This is a genomic window from Micromonospora salmantinae (genome assembly GCF_022230905.1).
GTDB classification, from domain to species: Bacteria; Actinomycetota; Actinomycetes; order Mycobacteriales; family Micromonosporaceae; genus Micromonospora; species Micromonospora salmantinae.
This window is the reverse complement of record NZ_JAKKFG010000043.1, coordinates 186,938-208,811: the sequence shown is the minus strand read 5'-3', so window position 1 is coordinate 208,811 and position 21,874 is coordinate 186,938. Positions and strand designations below refer to the sequence as shown.

Below are 21,874 nucleotides of genomic sequence, written 5' to 3'. Positions count from 1 at the left end.
TCCGGTGGCTCAGGGCCTGAAGAACGTTCCGGGCGGCGTGAGCCGCCCGGAGCACTCCTTACTCAGCCGGCCGCTGCCTTCAGTGCGTCACCGAGCGCGTTGGCCTCGTCGGGAGTCATCTCGACGACGAGCCGGCCACCGCCCTCCAGCGGGACCCGCATGACGATGCCCCGCCCCTCCTTGGTGACTTCCAGCGGACCGTCGCCCGTCCGCGGCTTCATCGCCGCCATGTTGTCTCCCCTCAGACCTACACCAGGGTCGGTGGGTTGCCCCACAGCCACTTCGTCACGACCACCCGCAACGGTCACGGGGGTGTCGACCAACGATTTTCCCTGATGAACACCGCCGGACCCAAACCGGAGCAGCATTGATGTAACAGCATCTAGCTTATCTTGAGAAGGCCTGTCACAATGTGCGGTCATGCAGGCACGGTCGGCACTCTTCGACCTGTACGGCGACCACCTCCGTCCGAGGGGTGGCCGGGCACCGGTTGCTGCCCTGGTCAAGCTACTGGCGCCGCTGGGAATCGCACCGCCAGCAGTTCGCACCGCCGTCTCCCGGATGGTGCGTCAAGGCTGGCTCGAGCCCCTCCGGTTGGTCTCCGGACCGGGATATTCGATCACACCTAAAGCTGCCCGCCGACTCGACGAGGCAGCGGCCCGGATCTACCGGACCGGCCGGGTCACCTGGGACGGCCGGTTCGATCTGCTGGTGTTGGAGGCCCCGGGCGCCCGGCGGGACCGCCAGCGGCTCGCCGCCAACCTGAGTTTCCTCGGCTACGGGACGCTCGACGAGCAGACCTGGGTCGCCACCCGCCCCGCCGAGGATGTCGACCTGCTCCTCGCCGAGACCGGCATCCGGTTCGAGCGGTTCACCGCCTCGCACTTCTCCGGCACCCCCGGCGCGATGGGAGTGGTCCGACGCGCCTGGAACCTGGCCGAGATCGGTCGCGCCTACGAGCGGTTCGTCGCGGACCAGCGCCCGCTGCTCGCCGCGGTCACCGTGCGCAGCAGCGACGAGGAGGCGTACGCGGCGCGATTCCGCCTCGTGCACGCGTGGCGTACGTTCCTCTTCCAGGATCCGCAGCTGCCCCCGGCGCTGCTGCCCGAGCGGTGGCCCGGCACCGCCGCGGCCAGTTTCTTCGACCGGCACGCAGCCCGCCTGCGTCCGGCCGCCGACCGGTACGTCGAACAGTGCCTCGACGCCGGCAACCGCATCGTCCGACAGAAGGGTCGTTAGACACATGACCGAGCCGCTGCTGGTCGACCGGACCGATGCCGTCGTCACCCTCACGCTGAACCGGCCGAACGCGATGAACGCGCTCGACGTGGCGCTCAAGGAGGCGCTGCGGGACGCCCTCGCGGAACTGGAGACCGACCGGTCCTGCCGCGCGGTAGTCCTGGCCGGGGCCGGCGGGTCGTTCAGCGCCGGGCAGGACCTTCGCGAGCACGTGGCCATCCTGGAAAACTCCGCCAGTGACCCGTTGGGCACCGTGCGGGCGCACTACAACCCGATCGCCGCCCGGCTCGCCAACCTGCCCAAGCCGGTGATCGCCGCGGTTCGCGGGATGGCCGCCGGGGCGGGCGCGTCGCTGGCGTTCCTGGCCGACATCCGCATCGGCGGTCCGACCACCAATTTCCTGATGGCCTTCGCCAAGGTCGGTCTCGCCGCCGACACCGGCGCCTCCTGGACGTTGCCCCGACTGGTCGGCCACGCCAAGGCCGTGGAGCTGCTGATGCTGGCCGAGCCGGTCCGCGCCGAGGAGGCCTGCCGGTTGGGCCTGCTCAACCGGCTGACGGACGACGACGAGCAGGTGTTGCCCGTCGCCCAGGAGTTGGCCGCCCGCCTCGCCGCCGGCCCGACCGTCGCGTACGGGGCGATCAAGCGACAGCTCTCCATCGCCGACGCCGGCACCCTCGCCGACGCCCTCGCCGCCGAGGCGCAGGCCCAGTCGATCTGCGGCGCCACCGCCGACCACCGGGCGGCCACCCTCGCCTTCGTCGGCAAGCAGAAACCGGTCTTCGAGGGACGCTGAACGCGATCCGGACGCCGCCCTTACCGTCCTCGAACACGGGACGCCTAGCGTCGGCCGGTATGAGCGATCGTGAATCGGTGGCGCACCTGCTGCGCCGGGCCACCTTCGGCCCGACCGCCGACGAGGTGGACGCGGCCGAGCGGGCCGGGCCGGCGGCGACACTGGACCGGCTGCTCACCCCGCCAGGGACGGACCGGGGTGCGGCGGCCACACCGGTCCCGACGCTGCCCCCGGACCCGTACGCCGGGCTGACCAAGGACTCGACCCGTGAGCAACGGCAGCAGGCCAACGCGGAGCGCCGCAAGCAACTCCAGCAGGTCACCGAGTGGTGGCTGGACCGGATGGTGGCCGCCGAGGACGGGCTGACCGAGAAGTTGCTCTTCTTCTGGCACGGGCACTGGGCCACCAGCGCGCAGAAGGTCAAGTCGGCGCGGCTGATGGTGGGCCAGTTGGAGACGCTGCGCCGGCACGGTCGTGGGCCGCTGGGCCCGCTGGTCGCCGCGATGGTGCGCGACCCCGCCCTGATCGTCTGGCTGGACGGGCAGAAGAACACCCGCAAGGCACCGAACGAGAATCTGGCCCGCGAGCTGATGGAGTTGTTCACCCTCGGCATCGGCGCCTACAGCGAGGCCGACGTGAAGGCCGGCGCGCGGGCCCTGACCGGCTGGGTGGTCGACCGGCGTACCGGTGCGGCCCGCTTCGAGGCCCGCCGGCACGACCCCGGCGAGAAGCGCATCCTCGGGCAGAGTGGCCGGTTCGACGCCGAGGCGTACGCCGGCCTGCTGGCTGCCCAACCGGCGGCGGCGACCTTCGTGGCCGGTCGGCTCTGGTTCCGCTACGCCGGCACCGAGACCCCGGCACCGGATGGCCTGGCCGGCGAAGACACCATCGCGACAGTGCGCGCGCTCTTCTCCGCACCGGCCTTCGCGCAGACCCGGGGGACGCTGGTGAAGCAGCCGGTGGAGTGGTTGGTCGGTGCGCTGCGGCAGCTCGGCATCCGACCGTCCGCGCTGCCCGAGCAGCAACGTAAACAACTGTTGGCCGGTCTGAACGCGCTCGACCAGGTGCCGTTGCGCCCACCGAGCGTGGGCGGTTGGCCGGCCGGGTCCGCGTGGCTGACCACCTCGTCGTTACAGGCCCGGCTGCGGACGGCCGGGGTGCTCGCCGCCGCCACGGCACCAGCGGTGCTGGCCCGCCTGACCGCCGCGCCCACCGCCGGCCGACCGGACGCGCTGGCCCGACTGCTGGTGGTGGACGGTTGGGGCGCGCGCACCCGCGCCGCTCTCACCCCGCTGGCCGGTGAGCCCCGCAAACTGCTGGCCGCCGGCCTGGTCAGCCCCGAATACACAGTCAGCTGAGCGGAGGAGTCGACATGGACACCCTGACCCGACGCAGGTTCCTGCTGACCAGCGGGGTGGTCGGCGCGGGCGCGTTGGCCGCCGGGGCCGGCGCGTACAGCCTGCGGGACCTGCTGGACACCAGCGGGGACCGCGACCCGCAGTCCCGCACCCTGGTGCTGGTGACCCTCTACGGCGGCAATGACGGGCTCAACACCGTCATTCCGTACGGCGACCCGGCCTACCGGGCGGCACGCCCGGAGCTGGCGTACCCGGACGGGGAGGTGCGGCGGTTGGACGACGGCTTCGGCCTCAACCCGGCGCTGGCCGGCCTGCACCAGCGCTGGTCCGGCGGTGGGCTGGCGATCGTGCGCGGAGTCGGCTACCCGAAGCCGGACCGCAGCCACTTCCGTTCGATGGACATCTGGCACACCGCGCAACCGGACCGGCCCGGCAACACCGGCTGGCTCGGGCGGTGGCTGGACCGCGCCGGCGGTGATCCCCGGCTGGCGGTCTCCTTCGAGCCGGCGCTGCCACCGCTGCTGGCCGGGGCCCAGAGCGCCGGCGCGGCCGTGCCGGTGACCGACCGGAAGGCCGCAAAGGGGCTGCCCGCGGCGACACTGACCGCGTTCGCCGCCGCCGAGGCGGGCGAGTCGGCGGCCCGGGGTCGGGCCGCCGCCTGCTTCGCCGACCTGCGGTCGGTGGACGAGATGATCCGCCAGGTACGCGACTCCGCCGACCCGGACACGACCGACCCGGACGGCGAACAGGCGCCCGCGACGGCCACCGGCGGGGCCCGCACCCCACTGGACGCGCAGCTCGACCTGGTGGCGCAGTGCGTCGAGGCGGGAGTGTCCACCCGGGTCTTCTCGGTGTCGTTGGGTGGCTTCGACACGCACGCCGACGAGAAGCAGTTGCAGGCCGTCCTGCTGGGTCAGCTGGACCGGGCGTTGACCGGGTTCGCCGACCGGATGAGTCGCACCGAGGCGGGCCGAAAGGTGGTGGTGGCGGTCTACTCCGAGTTCGGCCGTCGGGTACGGGCCAACGCCTCGGACGGCACCGACCACGGCACCGCCTCGGACGTGCTGCTGCTCGGCGCGGGCGTCCGGGGCGGCTGGCACGGCGCACCACCGAGCCTCACCGACCTCGACGACGGCGACCTGAAATACACCACCGACTTCCGGGACGTCTACGCCACGCTGCTGGAGCGGGTGCTGGACACCGACCCGGGCCCCATCCTCGCCGACTGGCGGGGACGAGTGGACAAGCTCTTCTAGTCGTCCTCTTCCGGGTCCTGGTTGGCCTGCTCGCCCAGCACGAACGCCTGCATGGCCAGCTCGTCGCCGGCCGGCGAGACGAAGGCGGGCAGCTCACGCGGGCCCAGCTCCTGCACGTAGGACCAGAACAGCCGTACCGCCTCGGCCGGCGTGCCGGCCTCGATCGGCAGGTCGAGGCTGACCAGCCAGGTGCGCCGCGCCGGAGGCGGGCCGAGCTGGTCGGCCAGCGCCCGGAAGGCCGCCGGCTCCACCGCGGTGACCGGCCCGTCGAGCGTCAGCAGGTCGGCCGGCACCGGCTCGTCGAAGGCCCGCCGGGTGTACGCGACGACGAGCGTGCCCGGCTCGACCGGGGACTGCGGGTCGTCCGGGTCTTCGCGGTGGCGTCGTCCCGGCGCGGTGACCCGGCCGAGGGCCACCAGCCGTGGCGGCGCGTCGACAAGCACGGCCACCTGGTCGCCCAGCCCTGGCCGGGCGACGTCGGTCAGCCCGGTCAGCTCCAGCGTGTCGTGGTGCACGAGCCGCTCGGCCTCGTACCGTTCGGCGGGCAGCAGCACCGCCCAGGTGCCCACCCCGTCGGCGTTGCCGGCCGCACCGGCCCGGTGCGCGGTCTCGGTCGTCATGCCTGCCATCTCATCACGTCGCCGGTGGGAGGGTGACGTGACAGCCGACGATGTGATCGTCGACCATCCCGGTGGCCTGCATCAGCGCGTAGGCGGTGGTCGGGCCGACGAACCGGAAGCCGCGTTTCTTGAGTGCCTTGGCCATCGCCGTGGACTCCGGGGTGATCGGTGCCAGCTCGGCGAACGAGGCGGGGCGAGTTGGCCGGGGCTCCGGCGCGAAGGACCAGAGCAGGGCGGACAGACCCTCCGGCAGCTCCAGTGCGGCGCGGGCGTTGGCGATCGCCGCCTCGATCTTGGCCCGGTTGCGGACGATGCCGGCGTCGGCGAGCAGCCGGGTGACGTCGGCGTCGTCGTAGCGGGCGACGGTCGGGATGTGGAACTCGTCGAAGGCCAGCCGGAACGCCGGACGCTTGCGCAGGATGGTCAGCCAGGACAACCCGGACTGGAACGCCTCCAGCGTCATCCGCTCGTAGAGCGCGTCGTCGCCGCGCAGCGGCCGCCCCCACTCCGTGTCGTGGTAGATGGCGTAGTCGGGGGTGCTCGACCCCCAGGCGCAGCGAGCCAGCCCATCCGCGCCGATCACCAGGTCAGTCACCTCGTACACGCTAGGGCATCCGTCCGACAGCCCATTGCCACCGGCCGCCCGGCTGCCTATGGTGCTTGTTACCGACCGGTAGGTCGAGGTCACCCGACGGTGCGCCCCGACTGGTGACGGCGAGCGGAGGCCGCGCGGTGAAGGATTTCCCGGACGTCATCGCCTGGTCGATCCCGGCCTTCGTGCTGCTCATCCTGCTGGAGCGGGTCTCCTACCTGCTGCACCGCGACGACGACGAGGTCGGCTACGGCGGCGCCGACACAGCGACCAGCCTGACGATGGGGCTGGGCAGCATCTTCGCCGACCTGCTCTGGAAGGTGCCGATCGCCGCCGCGTACGCGCTGCTCTACGCGCTCACCCCGCTGCGGGTCGCCGAACTCTGGTGGACCTGGCCGCTGATCCTGCTCGCGCAAGACTTCTGCTACTACTGGTCGCACCGCGGCCACCACGTGATCCGCATCCTCTGGGCCTCGCACGTGGTGCACCACTCGTCGCAGCGGTTCAACCTCTCCACAGCGCTGCGCCAGCCATGGACCGGCCTTACCAGTTGGGTGTTCTACATTCCGCTGATCGTGGCCGGCGTCCACCCGGCCGTGGTCGCGTTCTGCGGCTCGGTCAACCTGCTCTACCAGTTCTGGATCCACACCGAGCGGATCGAGAAGATGCCGCGCTGGTACGAGGCGGTGTTCAACACCCCGTCGCACCACCGGGTGCACCACGCGTCGCAGGGCAGCTACCTGGACCGCAACTTCGGCGGCATCCTGATCGTCTGGGACCGGCTCTTCAAGTCGTTCGCGCCGGAACGGGAACGTTGCGTGTACGGCCTGACCAAGAACCTCGGCAGCTACAACCCGGTCCGGGTGGCGTTCCACGAGTACGCCTCGATCGCCCGGGACGTGCGCGCCGCGGTGACCTGGCGGCACCGGGTCGGGCATCTCTTCCGCGCACCCGGCTGGCAGCCGGCACCAGGCTCGCCGGTCAGGGCAGCCGGCCCTGCTCGACCAGACGGGCAAACCTCTTCAGCGCCTGGGTGAGGCCGAGCTTGGAGCCGGGCCAGAGCACCGGCCAGGCCAGCCGACCGGCCCGACCGCCCGGCAGGTGGAACCACTCGTGCCAGACGACCTGGGTGCGGTCCCGGTCCAGCTGGGTGCAGCGCAGCACCCCCGGGCCACGCAGCAGCTGGCCGTGGTGCACGACGCCGATCTCGTACGGCTCGTCGACCCGGACCACCCGCATCTCGTCGCGCAGCGTCGCCCGGCCGAGCGCGGTCACCGCCTCGATCCGGCTGCCCTCGCGCCCGTCGCCCTCGACCACCCGGACGCGGGTGAACGGGATCCAGTCGGACTGACGTTCCCAGGCGAGCAGCGCGGCGAACACCCGCGCCGCCGGGGCCTCGACGATCACCGTGGCGGTCACCTCACCGGCGCCGGGTCGGGCCGCCTCGCGAAGATCGTCAGCGCCCTCCGGCTCGGTCACGCCGACTCCGACCGAACCACCGCGTCGCGCTGCTCGGTGCCGGCGGTCTGCTCGCGATCGGCCGACTCGTCGTCGGCGGGCGCGGCGGCGGGAGCCACCCCGTCGGAATCCGCCGGGGACGAGCTGGCGGCGGGCAAAGGGCCGGGAGTCGTCGAGCCGACCGGGGCCGAGCCCGCCTCGCCGGTCAGCGGCACGTCTTTACCCGAATCCACTGCCTTGCCCGGCTCGGCCGCCTCGCCCGGCTCAGCCGCTTCCGCGGGAGCCACCTTGCTGGCGGACTGCTCGCGGGCCTGCCGCAGCACGTCCGCATCGTCGGTGCGCCCTTCACGCAAGGCGATGACCTCCGACTCCAGTACGCCGATCAGCTCGGACTTGTAACCGATGTCGTAGGCGGCACGGCGCAACGCCTGATCGACCTGGTCCATCCGGTACCCGCGCAACCCGGTGTCGAAACGGACCGCCCCCACGTCGGATTCGCGCAACGGGCGGGTGCCCGGCAACGCCACGGCCTGCGAATCCGGCTCGGCCGGCACCAGGCCGGGATCACGCCCGCTGACCAGCACCGTCACGCCGAATATCACCGCCGCGACGGTCAACGCCACAACCAGGAGGAGCAGAAGCTGACCCATGTACTGATCGTGGCATGGCAGCCGGCCGGGAGCGACCCCGCCACCCGCCTCGATCACGATCGGTGCCGACGCCCGGCCGGAATCGTGGACGGGCGACCGACTAGCGTCGGGACCGGCCGACGCGGCGGCGACGGCGTGAACTTCCAGGAGGCGGGCATGGCCGGGGCGCTTCGGCTGGGTGGGCACACGTTCGCCCCCGGCGAGCTGGTGGTGATGGCGATCATCAACCGCACGCCGGACTCGTTCTTCGACCGCGGGGCCACCTACGCCGCGGACAGCGCTCTGCGCGCTGTGGAGCGGGCGGTGGACGAGGGCGCGGCCATCATCGACATCGGCGGCGTCAAGGCCGGCCCCGGCGCGGACGTGGACGTGGCCGAGGAGATCCGGCGCACGGTGGACACCATCGCCGCCGTCCGAGCCGCGTTTCCGGAGGTGGTGATCTCCATCGACACCTGGCGGGCCGAGGTGGCGACGGAGGCCGTGGCGGCCGGGGCCGACCTCCTCAACGACACCTGGTCGGGCGTCGACCCGGCGTTGGTCCGGGTGGCCGCCCGGACCGGCGCCGGCCTGGTCTGTTCGCACGCCGGCGGGCTGACGCCGCGGACCAGGCCGCACCGGGCAGCCTTCACCGACGTGGTCGCCGACGTGGTCGCGACGGTGACCGGGCTCGCCGAGGGCGCGGTGGCGGCAGGGGTACGCCCCGACGGCATCCTCATCGACCCGGCGCACGACTTCGGCAAGAACACCCGGCACTCGCTGGAGATCACCCGCCGACTGGACGAGCTGACCGCGACCGGCTGGCCGGTGCTGGTGGCGCTCTCCAACAAGGACTTCATCGGTGAGACGTTGGGCCTGCCGGTGGCCGAACGGCTGGAGGGGACGCTCGCCGCGACGGCCGTCTCGGCCTGGTCGGGCGCCCGGGTCTTCCGGGCCCACCAGGTCGGCCCGACCCGCCGGGTGCTGGACATGGTGGCCTCGATCCGAGGCGACCGCCCGCCCACTGCCACCCGCCGAGGGCTCGCCTGACCGGTCGTCGCCGTAACCGACCGCGAACGGCCGGACGGACCGACACGATCGCCGGAGGCAGTGGCGCTCAGGTCCAGCGGAGGATGTTCCTACGCCAGGCGTAGAGGATGCCGAGCGCGAGCACGGCCACGAACACCGCCATCTCCACCACCGTCACCAGACCGAAGCCCGGCCGGTCGAAGACCACCGCCCAGGGAAAGAGGAACACCGCCTCGACCGCGAACAGGACGTAGAGGTAGGCGTACACGTAGTAGCGGATCTGCATCTGCGCCCAGTCGGCGCCGACCGGGTCGAGCCCGCACTCGTAGCTGGCCCGCTTGCCCGGCGGGTCGGCCGGACGCGCCGGGCGTAACACCCGGTTGGCCGAGAACGCCGTAACGAAGAAGACAACGCTGGCGAGCAGCAGGAGCCCGAGCGTCGCGTACGAGCCCAGGTATCCGTTCACAGTCGGGAGCCTACCGTCCGCCCGGAGGGGTCGTCCCAAACACGTTACGGATTTGTTTCCAGATGGGACTAGTGCACCGGGGCAACTGTTACCGAATATTGGACACCCACCCATGTCACCGGAGGACAGATGGCCCGCGTGAAGGCATCGCCCGGTAACCGGGCGGAGGGGCGGCGTTCCACGCCCCTGCTGGCGACCGCGCTCGCGCTCGGCCTGCTCACGGCGCTCGCCGTGGGGCCGGCGTGGGCCAGCGCGGCCGCACCGGACGCGGACCCGGTCGCGACCTCGGCCGAGCCGGTCAACGAACCGGGAGGCGAGGGGCCGCCGACCACACCGGCGGAGGAGCCCACCCCGACCGAAGATCCGGGCGGTGAACCGGAGCCGACCGACCCGGCACCGGAGACCACCGCACCACCACCGGAGTCGACGCCACCGGCGCCGGTGACCACCGCCCCGGAGATCCCGCCAGCGCCGACCACCAGCGCGCCCGCGCCGGGCGGCACCACCCGACCGCCCAGCTCAACTCCCCCGGTGCCACCGACGACACCCCCGGCCCCGCCAACGCCGCCGGCGCCGACGGTCCGCCCGCCCGCCCCGGGTTCGGCGCCGCCGCCGCAGAGCCCGCTGGGCGTGCAGGTCACCACCGGCGACGTCACCCTCACCGAGGCGTACTGGAACACGCCGAGCACGGCAGCCACCCTCCAGGTCACGGTGCACAACACCGGTACCACCACGGAACAGATCCGACTCTCGTACACGCTGCCCGCCGGGCTGACCGACGCCGGCACGAAGGGCTGCGCCGCCGACGGTGGTGGGACGTACCGATGCGGTGCCTGGACCGCCGGAGCGGGCGTCCGGTTCAGCACCGTGCTCCGGCTGCGGGTCGCTGTCACGGCGTGGAAGCAGATGCCGCTCAGCGGCTCCGTCCAGGTCATCGCGGACGCGCCGGGAGCGGTCGGGGAGGCGACCGACGACCAGGGCTTCGCGGTGCTCTTCCCAGCGGGCCCGCCGGTGCCCGGGATCGCGCTCGCCGCCGACGAGGTGGCCTTCGACATCAGCGGCGGCCCCAGCACCCTCACCCTCCGGCTGGGCAACACCGGCGCTGTGGACGCCGCCGGCCGGGTCGAGGTCGTCCTGCCGGCCGGGGTGACCGTGCCGACCCCACCGCTCGGCTGCGTGGCGGTCGACCCGACGCGTACCCGCTGCGACGCCGGCCTGGTGCTGGCGGGCACGACCGCCGAGGTGCAGCTACCGGTGGAGGCGACGCCGCAGGCGCAGCGGGAGGCGCCTCTGTCCGGGGCCGTGATCGGTCAACTCGATCCACGCAGCGGCCCGACCCGTCGGGTGCAGATGAGCTTCCGGATCACCGCGGCGGCCGCACTGGCCACGCCGGTGGTCTCCCCGCCCGCGCCGACCGGCTCGCAGGGCGTACTGCCCGCTGGCGCCACGACCGGGGACGGCGGGTTGACCTCGGTGCAGCGCACCGCGGTCATCCTGATCGCGGTCTCCACGCTGCTGGTGGTGCTGGCTCTCACGCTGGCCACGACCTCGCTGCGCCGCCGGCTCGGCGGTCCGCCGCCCGAGCCCGCGCCCAACCCGGTCGACTGATTGACTGACGACCCCGGCAGCGCGCGGCCGGGGTCGTCGGCGCGACCCGGTGGTGATCTGAATTACGGCGGGCGGTGCGTAACCCCACAGAAGTGGGCATTTCGCATCCCGATCCGGTCCCAGTCGGCGGACCTCCGGGGATGGTTAGGGCTCCCTTAGACGTAGGCTCTCAGGTGAGGAACGACAGCGGCCGGACCAGCCCTGGGCGGTGCGGTGAAGCGTTGCGTCAAGGAGGTTCCGTGGCCGGGCAAGCCCCGCAGTCGCGAACGAAGGTGGCACAGTGACCAAGCAGATCCGTCAACTCGACCGGGTGGTCATCCGGTTCGCCGGTGACTCCGGCGACGGCATGCAGCTGACCGGCGACCGGTTCACCTCGGAGACGGCGCAGCTCGGCAACGACATCTCCACGCTGCCAAACTTCCCCGCCGAGATCCGGGCCCCCGCCGGCACCCTGCCCGGCGTGTCGAGCTTCCAGGTGCACTTCGCCGACTACGACATCCTCACGCCGGGCGACGCGCCCAACGTGCTGGTGGCGATGAACCCGGCGGCGCTCAAGGCCAACCTGGCCGATCTGCCGCGCGGCGCGGACATCATCGTCAACACCGACGAGTTCACCAAGCGCAACCTTGCCAAGGTCGGTTACCAGGCCAGCCCGCTGGACGACGACTCGCTGGCCGGTTACGTGGTGCACCCGGTGGCGCTGACCTCGATGACGGTCGGCGCGCTCGCCGCCCACCAGGTGTCCAAGAAGGACGCCGAGCGGTCGAAGAACATGTTCGCGCTCGGGCTGCTCTCCTGGATGTACTCCCGGCCCTACGAGTCGACGCTGCGCTTCCTGGAGCGCAAGTTCGCGGCCCGTCCGGAGCTGGTCGCCGCGAACGTCGCCGCCTTCAAGGCCGGCTGGAACTTCGGCGAGACCACCGAGGACTTCGGGGTCCGCTACGAGGTCAAGCCGGCCAAGATGAAGCCGGGCACGTACCGCAACATCACCGGCAACGCGGCGCTCTCGCTGGGGTTGGTCGCCGCCGGGGTCCGCTCCGGGCTGCCAGTCTTCCTCGGCGCGTACCCGATCACGCCCGCGTCGGACATCCTGCACGAGCTGAGCAAGCACAAGCGCTTCGGCGTTCTCACAGTGCAGGCCGAGGACGAGATCGCGGCAGTCGGCGCCGCACTGGGCGCCTCCTACGGCGGGTCGCTCGGCGTGACCACCACCAGCGGTCCCGGCGTGGCGCTCAAGAGCGAGACGATCTCGCTCGCGGTGGCGCTGGAGCTGCCGCTGGTGATCGTGGACGTGCAGCGCGCCGGCCCGTCCACCGGCATGCCGACCAAGACCGAGCAGGCCGACCTCAACATGGCGCTCTACGGTCGGCACGGTGAGGCGCCGGTCGCGGTGATCGCGCCCCGGTCACCGTCGGACTGCTTCTTCGCGGCGCTGGAGGCGGCCCGGATCGCGCTCACCTACCGCACCCCGGTGATCCTGCTGTCCGACAACTACGTCGCCAACGGCTCCGAGCCGTGGCTGCTGCCGGACGTGGAGTCGCTGCCCGACCTGCGGGTCGAGTTCGCCACCAAGCCCAACGGCGAGGACGGCACCACCTTCCTGCCCTACCTGCGTGACCCGGAGACCCTGGCCCGGCCGTGGGCGATTCCCGGCACCGCGGGCCTGGAGCACCGGATCGGCGGTCTGGAGAAGGCCGACAAGACCGGCGACATCTCCTACGACCCGGCCAACCACGACTTCATGGTGCGCACCCGGGCCGCCCGGATCGAGACGATCCCGGTGCCGGACATCGAGGTGGAGGACCCGGACGGCGACGCCCGGGTGCTGGTCCTCGGCTGGGGCTCGACGTACGGGCCGATCGGCGCGGCGTGCCGCGGGGTCCGCCAGCGTGGTCTCTCCATCGCTCAGGCGCACCTGCGGCACCTGGCACCGATGCCGGCCAACCTCGGTGAGGTGCTCCGCTCGTACGACAAGGTGGTCATCCCGGAGATGAACCTGGGCCAGCTGGCCCACGTCATCCGGGCCCGCTACCTGGTCGACGCGATCAGCTACAACCAGGTCCGCGGTCTTCCGTTCACGGCCGCCGAGCTGGAGACGACGCTGGAAGAGGTGCTGAAGAATGTCTGAGCCCGTCGCCGTCAAGCTCACCGCGAAGGACTTCAAGTCCGACCAGGAGGTGCGCTGGTGCCCCGGCTGCGGTGACTACGCGATCCTGGCAGCCATCCAGCAGTTCATGCCGGAGCTGAACATCCCCCGGGAGCGCACCGTCTTCGTCTCCGGGATCGGTTGCTCGTCCCGCTTCCCGTACTACATGAACACGTACGGGATGCACTCGATCCACGGTCGGGCCCCGGCCATCGCAACCGGCCTGTCGGTGTCCCGGCCGGACCTGTCGGTCTGGGTGGTCACCGGCGACGGCGACGCGCTCTCCATCGGTGGCAACCACCTGATCCACGCGCTGCGGCGCAACGTCAACCTCAAGATCCTGCTGTTCAACAACCGGATCTACGGTCTGACCAAGGGCCAGTATTCTCCGACGTCCGAGGTCGGCAAGGTCACCAAGTCGACACCGGCCGGCTCGGCGGACGCCCCGTTCAACCCGCTCTCGCTCGCGCTCGGGGCGGAGGCCAGCTTCGTGGGCCGCACCATCGACTCGGACCGCAAGCACCTCCAGTCGGTGCTGCGGGCCGCCGCGGAGCACGAGGGTTCGGCGTTCGTGGAGATCTACCAGAACTGCAACATCTTCAACGATGGGGCGTTCGAGCAGCTCAAGGACCCGTCCACGCGGGACGACTACCTGATCCGCCTGGAGCACGGCCAGCCGATCACCTTCGGGGCCGACGGGCAGTTCTGCGTGGTGCACCCGCCGGGCGGCTTCGGCCTGGAGGTCCGGGACACCAACTCGGTCCGCCCGGAGGAGATCGTCGTGCACGACGCGACGGTGACCGACCCTGCTTACGCCTTCGCGCTGTCCCGGCTGCCCGGCCTGGACCTGCGCAACACTCCGATCGGGGTGTTCCGCTCGGTGGACCGACCGTCCTACGACAGCGTGGTGCAGGCTCAGCTCGCGGCCGCCAAGGCCAAGGTCACCGAGACCCCCGAGCAGCAGCTCGCCGGCCTGCTGGGCAGCGGCGACACCTGGACGATCATCTGACCCCTCCGTACCGACGAGAGCGGCCGTCCCCGATCGGGGGCGGCCGCTCTCGTCGTACCGCCGCTTTCTCAGCGCTGGGCGGTGGCCGGCATCCAGAGGTTGTCGATCTCCTTCTCGGCCGCCGCGAGGCTCGCCTCGTGCAGCGGGATCAGCTCGGCCATCGCCGGCACCGACGGCGCCAGGGTCAGTTCGGCGCTGATGAAGCGCGGCTCCATGCCGGTCATCGACAGGCCGTGCGGGAGCCACGGCTCGGCGTGGTCCCAGCCGTTGCGAGGAGCGCCCTCGCCGTAGCCGCCGCCCCGGGTGGCCAGCACCACGAAATCGCGCCCGCCGAGCAGGCCCTCCTGGGTCGTCGGGTCGTACGCCAGCCCGGGAACGATCAGGTGGTCGACCCAGGACTTGACGCTGCTCGGCGCGCCGTAGTTGTAGAGCGGCAGGCCGAGCAGCACCACGTCGGCCTGCTTCACCTCGTCGACGAGCCGCTCGCTGAGCTGCCAGGACTCGCGCTGGGCCGGCGTGTGCTGGTCCGGAGGGGTCATTCGCGCCAGCCCGCCGTCCGCGTCCAGGTGCGGCAGCGGCTCGGCGCCCAGGTCCCGGTATGCCACGGTGCCGTCCGGGTGGGCCGCACGCCATGCGTCGACCGCACGGGCGGTGAGCCGCCGGCTGACCGACCAGTCACCGCGGATGCTCGAATCAATATGCAGCAGATGCATCATTCCTCCTCCAGGGATCGTTCGTGAGGCACCAACTATTTATAGCAGGCCGATGTTCCGCTGAGTCGGTAGACTGGGTCACATGTCCGCGCAGCCGCTCGACTCCTCCGAGCACCGCTCGGGCGCACTCCTGGACCATCTGGCCCGACGGATGCGGCTGCGGTCGGAGTCGGTGCTGGCGCCGCTGGGGCTACGCCCCCGGCATCTGGTCGCACTCACAGTGCTGCGTGCCGGCGGCGGCACCGGGCAACAGGCGCTCGCCACCATCCTCGAAATGGACAGCACCAACATCGTCGGGCTGCTCAACGACCTGGAGGCGAAGCAGCTGATCGAGCGTCGGCGCTCACCCGAGGATCGCCGCCGACACGTCGTCGAACTCACCGAAGATGGGGCAAAACGCCTCAGCGAGGCCGAATGCGCCCTGGCCGGCGCCGAGGACGAGGTGCTGGGCGCGCTTGATCCCGCCGAACGGGAGACGCTCTACGAACTGCTCAGCCGGGCCTCCACCGGCACGGCGGTCAGCTGCACCGAGGCGATCTGCGTCGCCGACGACACCTGCTGACGCCGGCTCACCACAGCGGCGACAGCGGTGCCGTCATGCCGGCGGTCACACCGACCGATCGCGGTAGGACGATCAGGCGGTGGTGGCCGACTGGGGGCGGTCGTCGCGTACGTGCACGAGCATGTCGCCGGTCTCGATCACCGCGCCGGCCCGGTCGGCCAGGGTGACCACCTTGCCCCGCCGCACCAGGGCGATCACCAACGACTCCAGCTCACGCGGCGAGCGACCCACCTCGTCCCGCTCGGCGGAACGCATCGCCAGCGCCATGCCCTGACCGGGGGTGAGCAGGTCCTCCACCACGTCGATCAGCGGCGGCGCCGAGGTGGACAGGCCGAGCAGCCGGCCCGCCGTGGCCGACGAGACGATCACATGGTGCGCGCCACTCTGCTTGAGCAGCGGAGCGTTCTCCGCCTCCCGCGCCGCCGCGATGATGCGGACCTGTCCAGCGGTGAGCTGCCGTACCGTCAGCGCGACCAGCACCGACGCGTCGTCACTGTCGGTCGCGATGATCACGGCCTTCGCGCTCTTGACGTGCGCCTCGTTCAGCACCGACGACCGGGTCGCCGAGCCCTCGATCGCCACCAGCCCGGCGGAGGTGGCCTGCCGCAGGGCGGCGGCACTGCGCTCCACCACCACGATCCGCGAGCGGTCCAGACCGTTCTCCATCAGGGCGGACACAGCGCTGCGCCCCTTGGTGCCGTAGCCGCAGATGATGACGTGGTCCTTCACGGCTCTCCTCCACCGCGACAGGCGACGGCCGGTCCGGTACTGCTCGGTCAGAACTTCCAGGGTGGTGCCGACCAGGATGATAAGGAAGATCACTCGGGCCGGGGTGATGAAGAGGACGTTGACCAGCCGAGCCGACGGCGCGGCCGGGGTGATGTCCCCGTAGCCGGTGGTCGAGAGCGACACGACCGCGTAGTAGAAGCAGTCGAGGAGGGTGAGGCCATCCTCGTTGACATCGCGGTAGCCGTCCCGGCCCAGGTAGACCGCGGCGACCACGGCGAAGACCAGGCCCAGGGCGGCGGCGAGCCGAAGGCTCAGCGCGCTCAGTGGGCCCCGGCGCTGCGCGGGAAAATGGATCACCGTCGAACCTGCTCCCCCGCCGTCGCCTGCACGCCCACAACATAGCGGGTACACCGTCGACCGCACGTCCGGGTCGCGGCGGACAACCGGCGGCGCGCCCACCGGTGAGAGCCCCGGGGCCCGCCGACGGAGCGGCGCGGGCCCGGACGGGTCGGTCCGGACGGCCGCGGACGGGCATGATGAGGGTGTTCCCGACGACGACCGCGAAAGTGAGGCCGGCATGTCGTTACTGCGACGAGTCATCGGCGGGGTGCTGCGCCGCCACCGCCAGCGTCAGGGCCGCACGCTGCGCGAGGTGGCCGCGTCGGCCGACGTCTCCGTGCCCTACCTCTCGGAGGTCGAGCGGGGCCGGAAGGAGGCCTCGTCGGAGGTGCTGGCGGCGATCTGCCGAGCGCTCGGCATCAGCCTCGCCGACCTGCTCGGCGAGGCCCGCGACGACATGCGCCGGGTCGAACCCCGCCTCCCGGCCGCGCCGCGCGCCGCGCTCACCCACCTGGAGCGGGTCGATGCGACTCGGCGGGAGATCGGCAACGCCACACTGCTGGTGGGTCCACGTGTCGGCGGGTTCGTCCTGCACCGCGGGCCGGTGGCGAGCGAGCCGACCCTCAGCGTCGACGGAAGAGCCTCCGCTGGTGGCTCGCGCCCCGGTCCGCGTACCGCCGCCCTGGCTGACTGTGCACAGGCCCGGCTGGGCCTGCGGCGGGTGACCGTCGCGTAGGCCGCGTGGGTTCTGCCGTCGGCGGATCTGCCGGCGGCAGAATCACTGGGCCAGCCACTGCCGTCGCCCGCACGCTGAAGGGGCCGGTCCACCGGGTGGTCCCCACCGCCCGCCGGCACGGCGGAAGGCGGCGGCACATGATCGGGTACGACGTGCGAATGCTGGAGGGCGGGCAGCCGTCCTTCGGTGACCATGTGTTCGAGCGGCTGCTGCGGGAGCGGATCGTCTTCCTCGGCACCGAGGTGACGGAGGAGTCGGCCAACCAGATCTGCGCGCAGATCCTGCTGCTCGCCGCCGAGGACGACAACCGCGACATCTACCTCTACATCAACTCGCCGGGCGGTTCGGTGAGCGCGGGAATGGCTGTCTACGACACGATGCGCTACGTCCGCAACGACGTGGCGACGCTGGCGCTCGGGTTCGCCGGCTCGATGGGGCAGTTCCTGCTCTGCGCGGGTGCGGCCGGCAAGCGGTACGCGCTGCCGCACTCGCGGATCATGATGCACCAGCCGTCCGGCGGGATGGGCGGAACCGCCGCCGACATCACCATCCAGGCGGAGAACATGCTGCACGTGAAGCGGACGATGCAGGAGCTGATCGCCCAGCACAGTGGACGGACCCTCGACGAGATCCAGCGAGACTGGGACCGGGACCGCTGGTTCACCGCCGAGCAGGCCCGGGAATACGGTCTCATCGACCAGGTGGTCACCCGAGCCGAACAGCTGCCAACGCTCTGATCAACGTCTGGTGGCCGCGGTACCGCCAGACCACCCCACCCATTAGCCTCCGTAGATATTTCGGCGGGTGAAGGAGTGGGAATGGCTGACGGTCACGAAGGTAGCTGCTGCGGCGACGACACGACCACCTCCGCCGTGAGTCGCCGCACGATGGTACGCGCGGCGGTGCTGGGTGCGGGCGCCATCAGCACCGGTGGCCTGCTGATTCCCGAGGCCGCGCGGGCCGCACCGTCGATCTACAACCCGTTCAGCGCCTACCCGATCACCGACACCTGGGAGGGTCACCTCCGCCGCGGGTCACTCGGCGGCATCGACTTCGGGATGGGGGTGGGCACGGCGTTGCCGGCCTGCGGCGCCGGCACCATCCAGAACATTCCCAACAACGGCACGGGCGGGCACACCGTCACGATCCACCACGCGGACGGGTACCGCAGCCAGTACCTGCACCTGTCGCAGTTCCTGCTCGGCAACGGTGCCAGCGTGGGCGCGGGCACGATCGTGGGCCGCTCCGGCGGCGCTGCCGGCGCACCCGGCTCGGGCAGCTCGACGGGCCCACACCTGCACTGGCACATGATCGACCCGTCCGGCACCCGGATCAACCCGCTGGTCTTCATCCAGCAGAACCCAGCCGACCAGCCCCGTCAGGTGTTCGAGGCGGCCAGCAACGCCGGCTGGCGTGCCCTGCCGGTCTCCGGCAGCGCGGGCGCGGTGACCGGCACGGCGACGACCGCGATCACCCTCGGATCCACGAAGATCCTCTACACCCTCAACGGCGGCCGGATCCACGAGGCCGCCAGCAACACCGGCTGGGCCAACCTGTGGACCGGCATCCACGGCGCACAGGGCACCGCACTGGCCACGATCAACCTCGACGGGGTGAAGCTGGTCTACAACGTCGTCGACGGGTACGTGCACGAGGCCGCCAGCAACAACGGCTGGCGCAACCTCAACACCGGCGTCGGTGGTGCCAGCTCATCCTCGATCTCGGTGATCGCGCTGAACGGCGTCAAGTACGTCTACAGCATCGTCGGCGGCTACGTACACGAGGCGCACAGCGCCAACGCCTGGCGGAACCTGAACACGGGCATCCCGGCCTCGGCGGTAGCGGCGATCACAGTGGGCAGCACGAAGATCCTCTACACACTGGACGGCGGCCGGGTCTACGAGGCCGCCAGCAACGCGGGCTGGGCCAACCTGTGGACCGGCATCCACGGCGCCCAGGGCACCTCGCTGGCCGCGCTCAACGTCACCGGGGTGAAGCACATCTACAACGTCGTCGACGGGTGGGTGCACGAGGCCGCCAGCAACAACAGTTGGCGCAACCTCAACAGCGGAGTCCGCGGCACACGGGCAGCGGCACTCGGCCTGGACGGCGTCAAGCTCATCTACGCCGCCTGACTGACCGCTGGTCTTCGAGGTGCCCCCGGCAGGATTCGAACCTGCGACACACGGTTTAGGAAACCGATGCTCTATCCCCTGAGCTACGGGGGCGCGAGGGCCCAGTCTAGCGACCCGGGCGTCCAGCTGGGGTGGCAGGGAGCGGCAGGCGCTCGCCCCGCCACCCGGACGCCTGTTGTCCCAGCACAGGGCGACAACCCGACGGGACGCCAGTGGAACCGACATGAGGTCAGGACCGGTCCGCCGCCGGCGGCAACTCACCACGCACACCATCGATCACCATCGTCGACCGGCTACGAGCTGGCGGGCCGGGCCGCGCGGCGACGCTCGGTGAGCCGTCGCGCCTTCACCGCGTTGCCGCAGTCGGCCATGCGGCACCAGCGGCGGGAACCGTTGCGGCTCTGATCGAGGAACAGCCAGCCACAGCCCCCTTCGGGCACCGGACAGCGGCGCACCCGGGCCAGGTCGGCCGTCAGCATGACGTCGAGGGCGGCCTCCGCGATCCGGTCGGGCACCAACATGGCCGGCACCGTGCCGTAGACCAGTCGCACCTGCGACGAGTCGAGCACGAGTCTCGCTCGGGCGGCCGCGCCGGACCAGCGCTGATGTAGGGCGACCAGCGCGGCACCGGCGGCGATGGGGTCGCCCGCCGTGCCACCGTCCGCGTCGGTGATCGCCGCGAGCATCACGACGTACAACCCCTCACGGATGTCCCGCACGGCGGCCAGTCCCGCATGCGCCGCGGCGGGCTCGTCGCGCCACGCCCGGCCCACCTGGTCGGCCTCCGCGTCGCTGATCACGCCCACCGGGACCGACCACCGCAGCAGAGCGGAACTGTCGGACAGGAAATCGTGCGGCGACTCCTCCCCTCGCTCCAGCGTGTTGACCAGATCGAGTGCCGGGTGGCCGCCGACCAACGGTAGCTGGCACACGTCGAGTGGCATACCGCCGACGCTACCACCTAAACCGTTTAAGACAGTTACGCACCGCGCCTGCACCTCACGTCTGCTTGCTACGCACGTGAGAAAAACGGGGATCCACGGTTAGCTATGCTACCGTCAAAACCAAGTTAGCCGGGATCACGATGCCTCATCCCGGGCGGCTGATCGCTACACCTCGTCCAGGATCTGGGAGGTAGCCAATGGTGCACCAACGACGCGCGGTCTATGCCCTCGCCGCGTTGTCCGCAGCCACTTTCTGTTACGTCACCACCGAGGTGCTTCCGATCGGGTTGCTCACGCTGATCGCGCCAGACCTGGGACGCTCCAGGTCCGAGGCCGGTCTGCTGGTGACCGGGTACGCAGTGGTGGTCATGGTTGTGGCGCTCCCGCTGACCCGGGTCACCAGGCGTGTGCCCCGGCGCCCGCTGCTCGCCGGTGCCCTCGGTGTGTTCGCCGCGGCGACGGCGGTGTCGGCCTTCGCAACCTCCTACGAGGTGTTACTCGCCGCGCGGCTGGTGTCCGCCACCACGAATGGCGTCTTCTGGGCGGTGGTGTTCCCGGTAGCGATCTCGATGTTCCCCGCGAACATCCGAGGCCGCATCGTGGCTCGACTGTCGATCGGCAACGCGCTCGGCCCGGTTCTCGGGGTGCCGCTGAGCACCTGGTTGGGCGGGCAGGCCGGGTGGCGGGCCGCCTTCGTCGCGATGGCCGTCTTCGGCTTCGTCACCTGCGTCGCGGTCGCCCTGCTCCTACCGAGCGTCACACCGCAGCAGAGTGCGGGCGACATCGGGCCGATGCCGGACCGGCCACGCTTCGTCGTACTTCTCCTCGCCACCGTCCTCGCGGTCACCGGTGCCATGGGCGCGTTCACCTACATGACCGTGTTTCTCCTCGACGTCAGCGGGTTCGCCGCAGCGTCTCTCGGCCTGCTGCTCTTCGTCCAGGGCTCGTTCGGCGTCGCCGGCACCTGGGCGGTCGGTCGGGTCCTGGACCGGTTTCCGCTCGGTGTCGTGCTGGTTCTCCTGGGGCTCCTCACCGCCGCGATGCTCGGCCTCCATGGAGTTGGCGCGAGCAAGGTATTGACGATCCCGTTGCTCGCCGTGGCGGGGATGTCGTTCAGTTCGCTGATCGCGGGAGTTCAGCACCGCGTCATGCAGGTGGCCCCGTCGACCACCGACATGGCGTCGGCCAGCCTCAGCGTCGCGTTCAACTTCGGCCTCGCGGCCGGCTCGTTGATAGGCGCGGGTCTGCTGGCGACGGCCGGTGTGCGCGTCATCCCACTGTTCGGTGGCCTGCTGACAGCCGTGGCGATGGCGTTGCTCGCCGGCCACGAAATGTCCCGCAGGAGAGGGAGGAGCCACAAGCCCGACCACAGCAGTTGGTCGGCACGCCCGATCCACGGCCGCGATGCCGAGAAGCCGCAGGCGACCAGCGTACGGACATAGACGGTGCGGCATCCCCTGAGCTACGGGGGCGCGAGCGCGACCTGAGCGTTCACCGGGGTGGCACAGAGCGG

The 21,874-nt window shown here is 71.3% G+C and carries 23 protein-coding genes and 1 tRNA gene; 14 read left to right on the top strand and 10 right to left on the bottom strand.

Features of this window, described 5'->3' with window-relative positions; translation table 11 throughout:
* Positions 1-62: 62 nt before the first annotated feature.
* Complete coding sequence (locus PSH03_RS27090) at positions 63-230, bottom strand: DUF3117 domain-containing protein (RefSeq protein WP_007455245.1); 168 nt, start codon at positions 228-230, stop codon at positions 63-65.
* 190 nt (positions 231-420) lie between these two features.
* Here PSH03_RS27090 and PSH03_RS27085 point away from each other — a divergent pair, with 190 nt between their 5' ends.
* Genes PSH03_RS27085 through PSH03_RS27070 form a run of 4 tightly spaced genes read left to right on the top strand, consistent with a single transcriptional unit; the run spans position 421 to position 4,649 of the window.
* Complete coding sequence (locus PSH03_RS27085; RefSeq protein ID WP_210781817.1) at positions 421-1,239, top strand: PaaX family transcriptional regulator; 819 nt, start codon at positions 421-423, stop codon at positions 1,237-1,239.
* Between the two features lie 4 nt (positions 1,240-1,243).
* Entirely contained in the window at positions 1,244-2,035 is a 792-nt protein-coding gene (locus PSH03_RS27080) for an enoyl-CoA hydratase-related protein (RefSeq protein WP_210781816.1), read from the top strand.
* Between the two features lie 59 nt (positions 2,036-2,094).
* A complete protein-coding gene (locus PSH03_RS27075; RefSeq protein ID WP_238690789.1) occupies positions 2,095-3,393 on the top strand; it encodes a DUF1800 domain-containing protein in 1,299 nt (432 codons plus the stop codon).
* 14 nt (positions 3,394-3,407) lie between these two features.
* Complete coding sequence (locus tag PSH03_RS27070) at positions 3,408-4,649, top strand: DUF1501 domain-containing protein (protein WP_210781814.1); 1,242 nt, start codon at positions 3,408-3,410, stop codon at positions 4,647-4,649.
* Here PSH03_RS27070 and PSH03_RS27065 read toward each other — a convergent pair.
* Together PSH03_RS27065 and PSH03_RS27060 are read right to left on the bottom strand one after the other, a co-directional pair.
* Positions 4,646-5,269, bottom strand: a complete 624-nt coding sequence (locus tag PSH03_RS27065) for a hypothetical protein (RefSeq protein ID WP_210781813.1) — start codon at positions 5,267-5,269, stop codon at positions 4,646-4,648. The two genes, PSH03_RS27070 and PSH03_RS27065, sit on opposite strands and share 4 nt — an antisense overlap.
* A gap of 13 nt (positions 5,270-5,282) precedes the next feature.
* Positions 5,283-5,864, bottom strand: a complete 582-nt coding sequence (locus tag PSH03_RS27060; RefSeq protein ID WP_210781812.1) for a DNA-3-methyladenine glycosylase I — start codon at positions 5,862-5,864, stop codon at positions 5,283-5,285.
* Positions 5,865-6,001: 137 nt separating this feature from the next.
* Here PSH03_RS27060 and PSH03_RS27055 point away from each other — a divergent pair, with 137 nt between their 5' ends.
* Complete coding sequence (locus tag PSH03_RS27055) at positions 6,002-6,898, top strand: sterol desaturase family protein (protein WP_238690788.1); 897 nt, start codon at positions 6,002-6,004, stop codon at positions 6,896-6,898.
* On the opposite strand, the gene PSH03_RS27050 is transcribed toward PSH03_RS27055, so the two are convergent.
* Positions 6,843-7,340 (bottom strand): SRPBCC family protein, encoded by a 498-nt coding sequence (locus PSH03_RS27050; RefSeq protein ID WP_238690787.1) that lies wholly within the window; start codon positions 7,338-7,340, stop codon positions 6,843-6,845. The two genes, PSH03_RS27055 and PSH03_RS27050, sit on opposite strands and share 56 nt — an antisense overlap.
* Entirely contained in the window at positions 7,337-7,969 is a 633-nt protein-coding gene (locus PSH03_RS27045; protein ID WP_238690786.1) for a DivIVA domain-containing protein, read from the bottom strand. Before PSH03_RS27045 ends, PSH03_RS27050 begins: the two co-directional genes overlap by 4 nt.
* 156 nt (positions 7,970-8,125) lie before the next feature.
* On the opposite strand from PSH03_RS27045, the gene folP reads away from it, so the two are divergent.
* Positions 8,126-8,995 carry a dihydropteroate synthase gene (folP, locus tag PSH03_RS27040; RefSeq protein WP_210781809.1) on the top strand — a complete coding sequence of 290 codons (870 nt, stop codon included), beginning with the start codon at positions 8,126-8,128 and terminating at the stop codon, positions 8,993-8,995.
* Between the two features lie 67 nt (positions 8,996-9,062).
* Here the strand turns inward: folP and ndhC are convergent, their stop codons facing one another.
* Positions 9,063-9,440, bottom strand: a complete 378-nt coding sequence (gene ndhC, locus PSH03_RS27035; protein WP_210781808.1) for an NADH-quinone oxidoreductase subunit A — start codon at positions 9,438-9,440, stop codon at positions 9,063-9,065.
* A gap of 129 nt (positions 9,441-9,569) precedes the next feature.
* Between ndhC and PSH03_RS27030 the strand changes: the two genes are divergently transcribed.
* The 3 genes from PSH03_RS27030 (at position 9,570) to PSH03_RS27020 (ending at position 14,203) form a co-directional block, all read left to right on the top strand.
* Positions 9,570-11,048, top strand: coding sequence for a hypothetical protein (locus PSH03_RS27030; protein ID WP_238690785.1), 1,479 nt, complete (start codon positions 9,570-9,572; stop codon positions 11,046-11,048).
* Positions 11,049-11,328: 280 nt separating this feature from the next.
* Entirely contained in the window at positions 11,329-13,176 is a 1,848-nt protein-coding gene (locus tag PSH03_RS27025; RefSeq protein WP_210781806.1) for a 2-oxoacid:acceptor oxidoreductase subunit alpha, read from the top strand.
* The gene (locus PSH03_RS27020) at positions 13,169-14,203 is read left to right on the top strand and encodes a 2-oxoacid:ferredoxin oxidoreductase subunit beta (RefSeq protein WP_210781805.1); all 1,035 of its coding nucleotides are present in this window, start codon (positions 13,169-13,171) and stop codon (positions 14,201-14,203) included. The genes PSH03_RS27025 and PSH03_RS27020 overlap by 8 nt, the downstream gene beginning before the upstream one ends.
* 68 nt (positions 14,204-14,271) lie before the next feature.
* Here the strand turns inward: PSH03_RS27020 and PSH03_RS27015 are convergent, their stop codons facing one another.
* Entirely contained in the window at positions 14,272-14,916 is a 645-nt protein-coding gene (locus tag PSH03_RS27015) for an FMN-dependent NADH-azoreductase (RefSeq protein WP_238690784.1), read from the bottom strand.
* Between the two features lie 82 nt (positions 14,917-14,998).
* Here PSH03_RS27015 and PSH03_RS27010 point away from each other — a divergent pair, with 82 nt between their 5' ends.
* Positions 14,999-15,478 (top strand): MarR family winged helix-turn-helix transcriptional regulator, encoded by a 480-nt coding sequence (locus tag PSH03_RS27010; protein WP_210781803.1) that lies wholly within the window; start codon positions 14,999-15,001, stop codon positions 15,476-15,478.
* Positions 15,479-15,550: 72 nt separating this feature from the next.
* On the opposite strand, the gene PSH03_RS27005 is transcribed toward PSH03_RS27010, so the two are convergent.
* Complete coding sequence (locus PSH03_RS27005) at positions 15,551-16,564, bottom strand: potassium channel family protein (RefSeq protein ID WP_030329269.1); 1,014 nt, start codon at positions 16,562-16,564, stop codon at positions 15,551-15,553.
* Between the two features lie 220 nt (positions 16,565-16,784).
* On the opposite strand from PSH03_RS27005, the gene PSH03_RS32955 reads away from it, so the two are divergent.
* The 3 genes from PSH03_RS32955 to PSH03_RS26990 all read left to right on the top strand — a co-directional run bounded on the left by PSH03_RS32955 (position 16,785) and on the right by PSH03_RS26990 (position 19,417).
* The gene (locus tag PSH03_RS32955; protein ID WP_210781802.1) at positions 16,785-17,282 is read left to right on the top strand and encodes a helix-turn-helix domain-containing protein; all 498 of its coding nucleotides are present in this window, start codon (positions 16,785-16,787) and stop codon (positions 17,280-17,282) included.
* A 137-nt stretch (positions 17,283-17,419) separates the two neighbouring features.
* On the top strand, positions 17,420-18,019 hold the full coding sequence (locus PSH03_RS26995) for a ClpP family protease (RefSeq protein ID WP_210781801.1): 600 nt from the start codon (positions 17,420-17,422) through the stop codon (positions 18,017-18,019).
* Positions 18,020-18,100: 81 nt separating this feature from the next.
* The gene (locus PSH03_RS26990; RefSeq protein ID WP_238690783.1) at positions 18,101-19,417 is read left to right on the top strand and encodes a M23 family metallopeptidase; all 1,317 of its coding nucleotides are present in this window, start codon (positions 18,101-18,103) and stop codon (positions 19,415-19,417) included.
* A gap of 20 nt (positions 19,418-19,437) precedes the next feature.
* On the opposite strand, the gene PSH03_RS26985 is transcribed toward PSH03_RS26990, so the two are convergent.
* Positions 19,438-19,510, bottom strand: a tRNA-Arg gene (locus PSH03_RS26985).
* 200 nt (positions 19,511-19,710) lie between these two features.
* Positions 19,711-20,361: a CGNR zinc finger domain-containing protein gene (locus PSH03_RS26980; RefSeq protein WP_238690782.1), complete on the bottom strand. Its 651-nt coding sequence runs from the start codon at positions 20,359-20,361 to the stop codon at positions 19,711-19,713.
* Between the two features lie 197 nt (positions 20,362-20,558).
* Here PSH03_RS26980 and PSH03_RS26975 point away from each other — a divergent pair, with 197 nt between their 5' ends.
* A complete protein-coding gene (locus PSH03_RS26975) occupies positions 20,559-21,803 on the top strand; it encodes an MFS transporter (RefSeq protein ID WP_238690781.1) in 1,245 nt (414 codons plus the stop codon).
* The last annotated feature ends 71 nt before the right edge of the window (positions 21,804-21,874 follow it).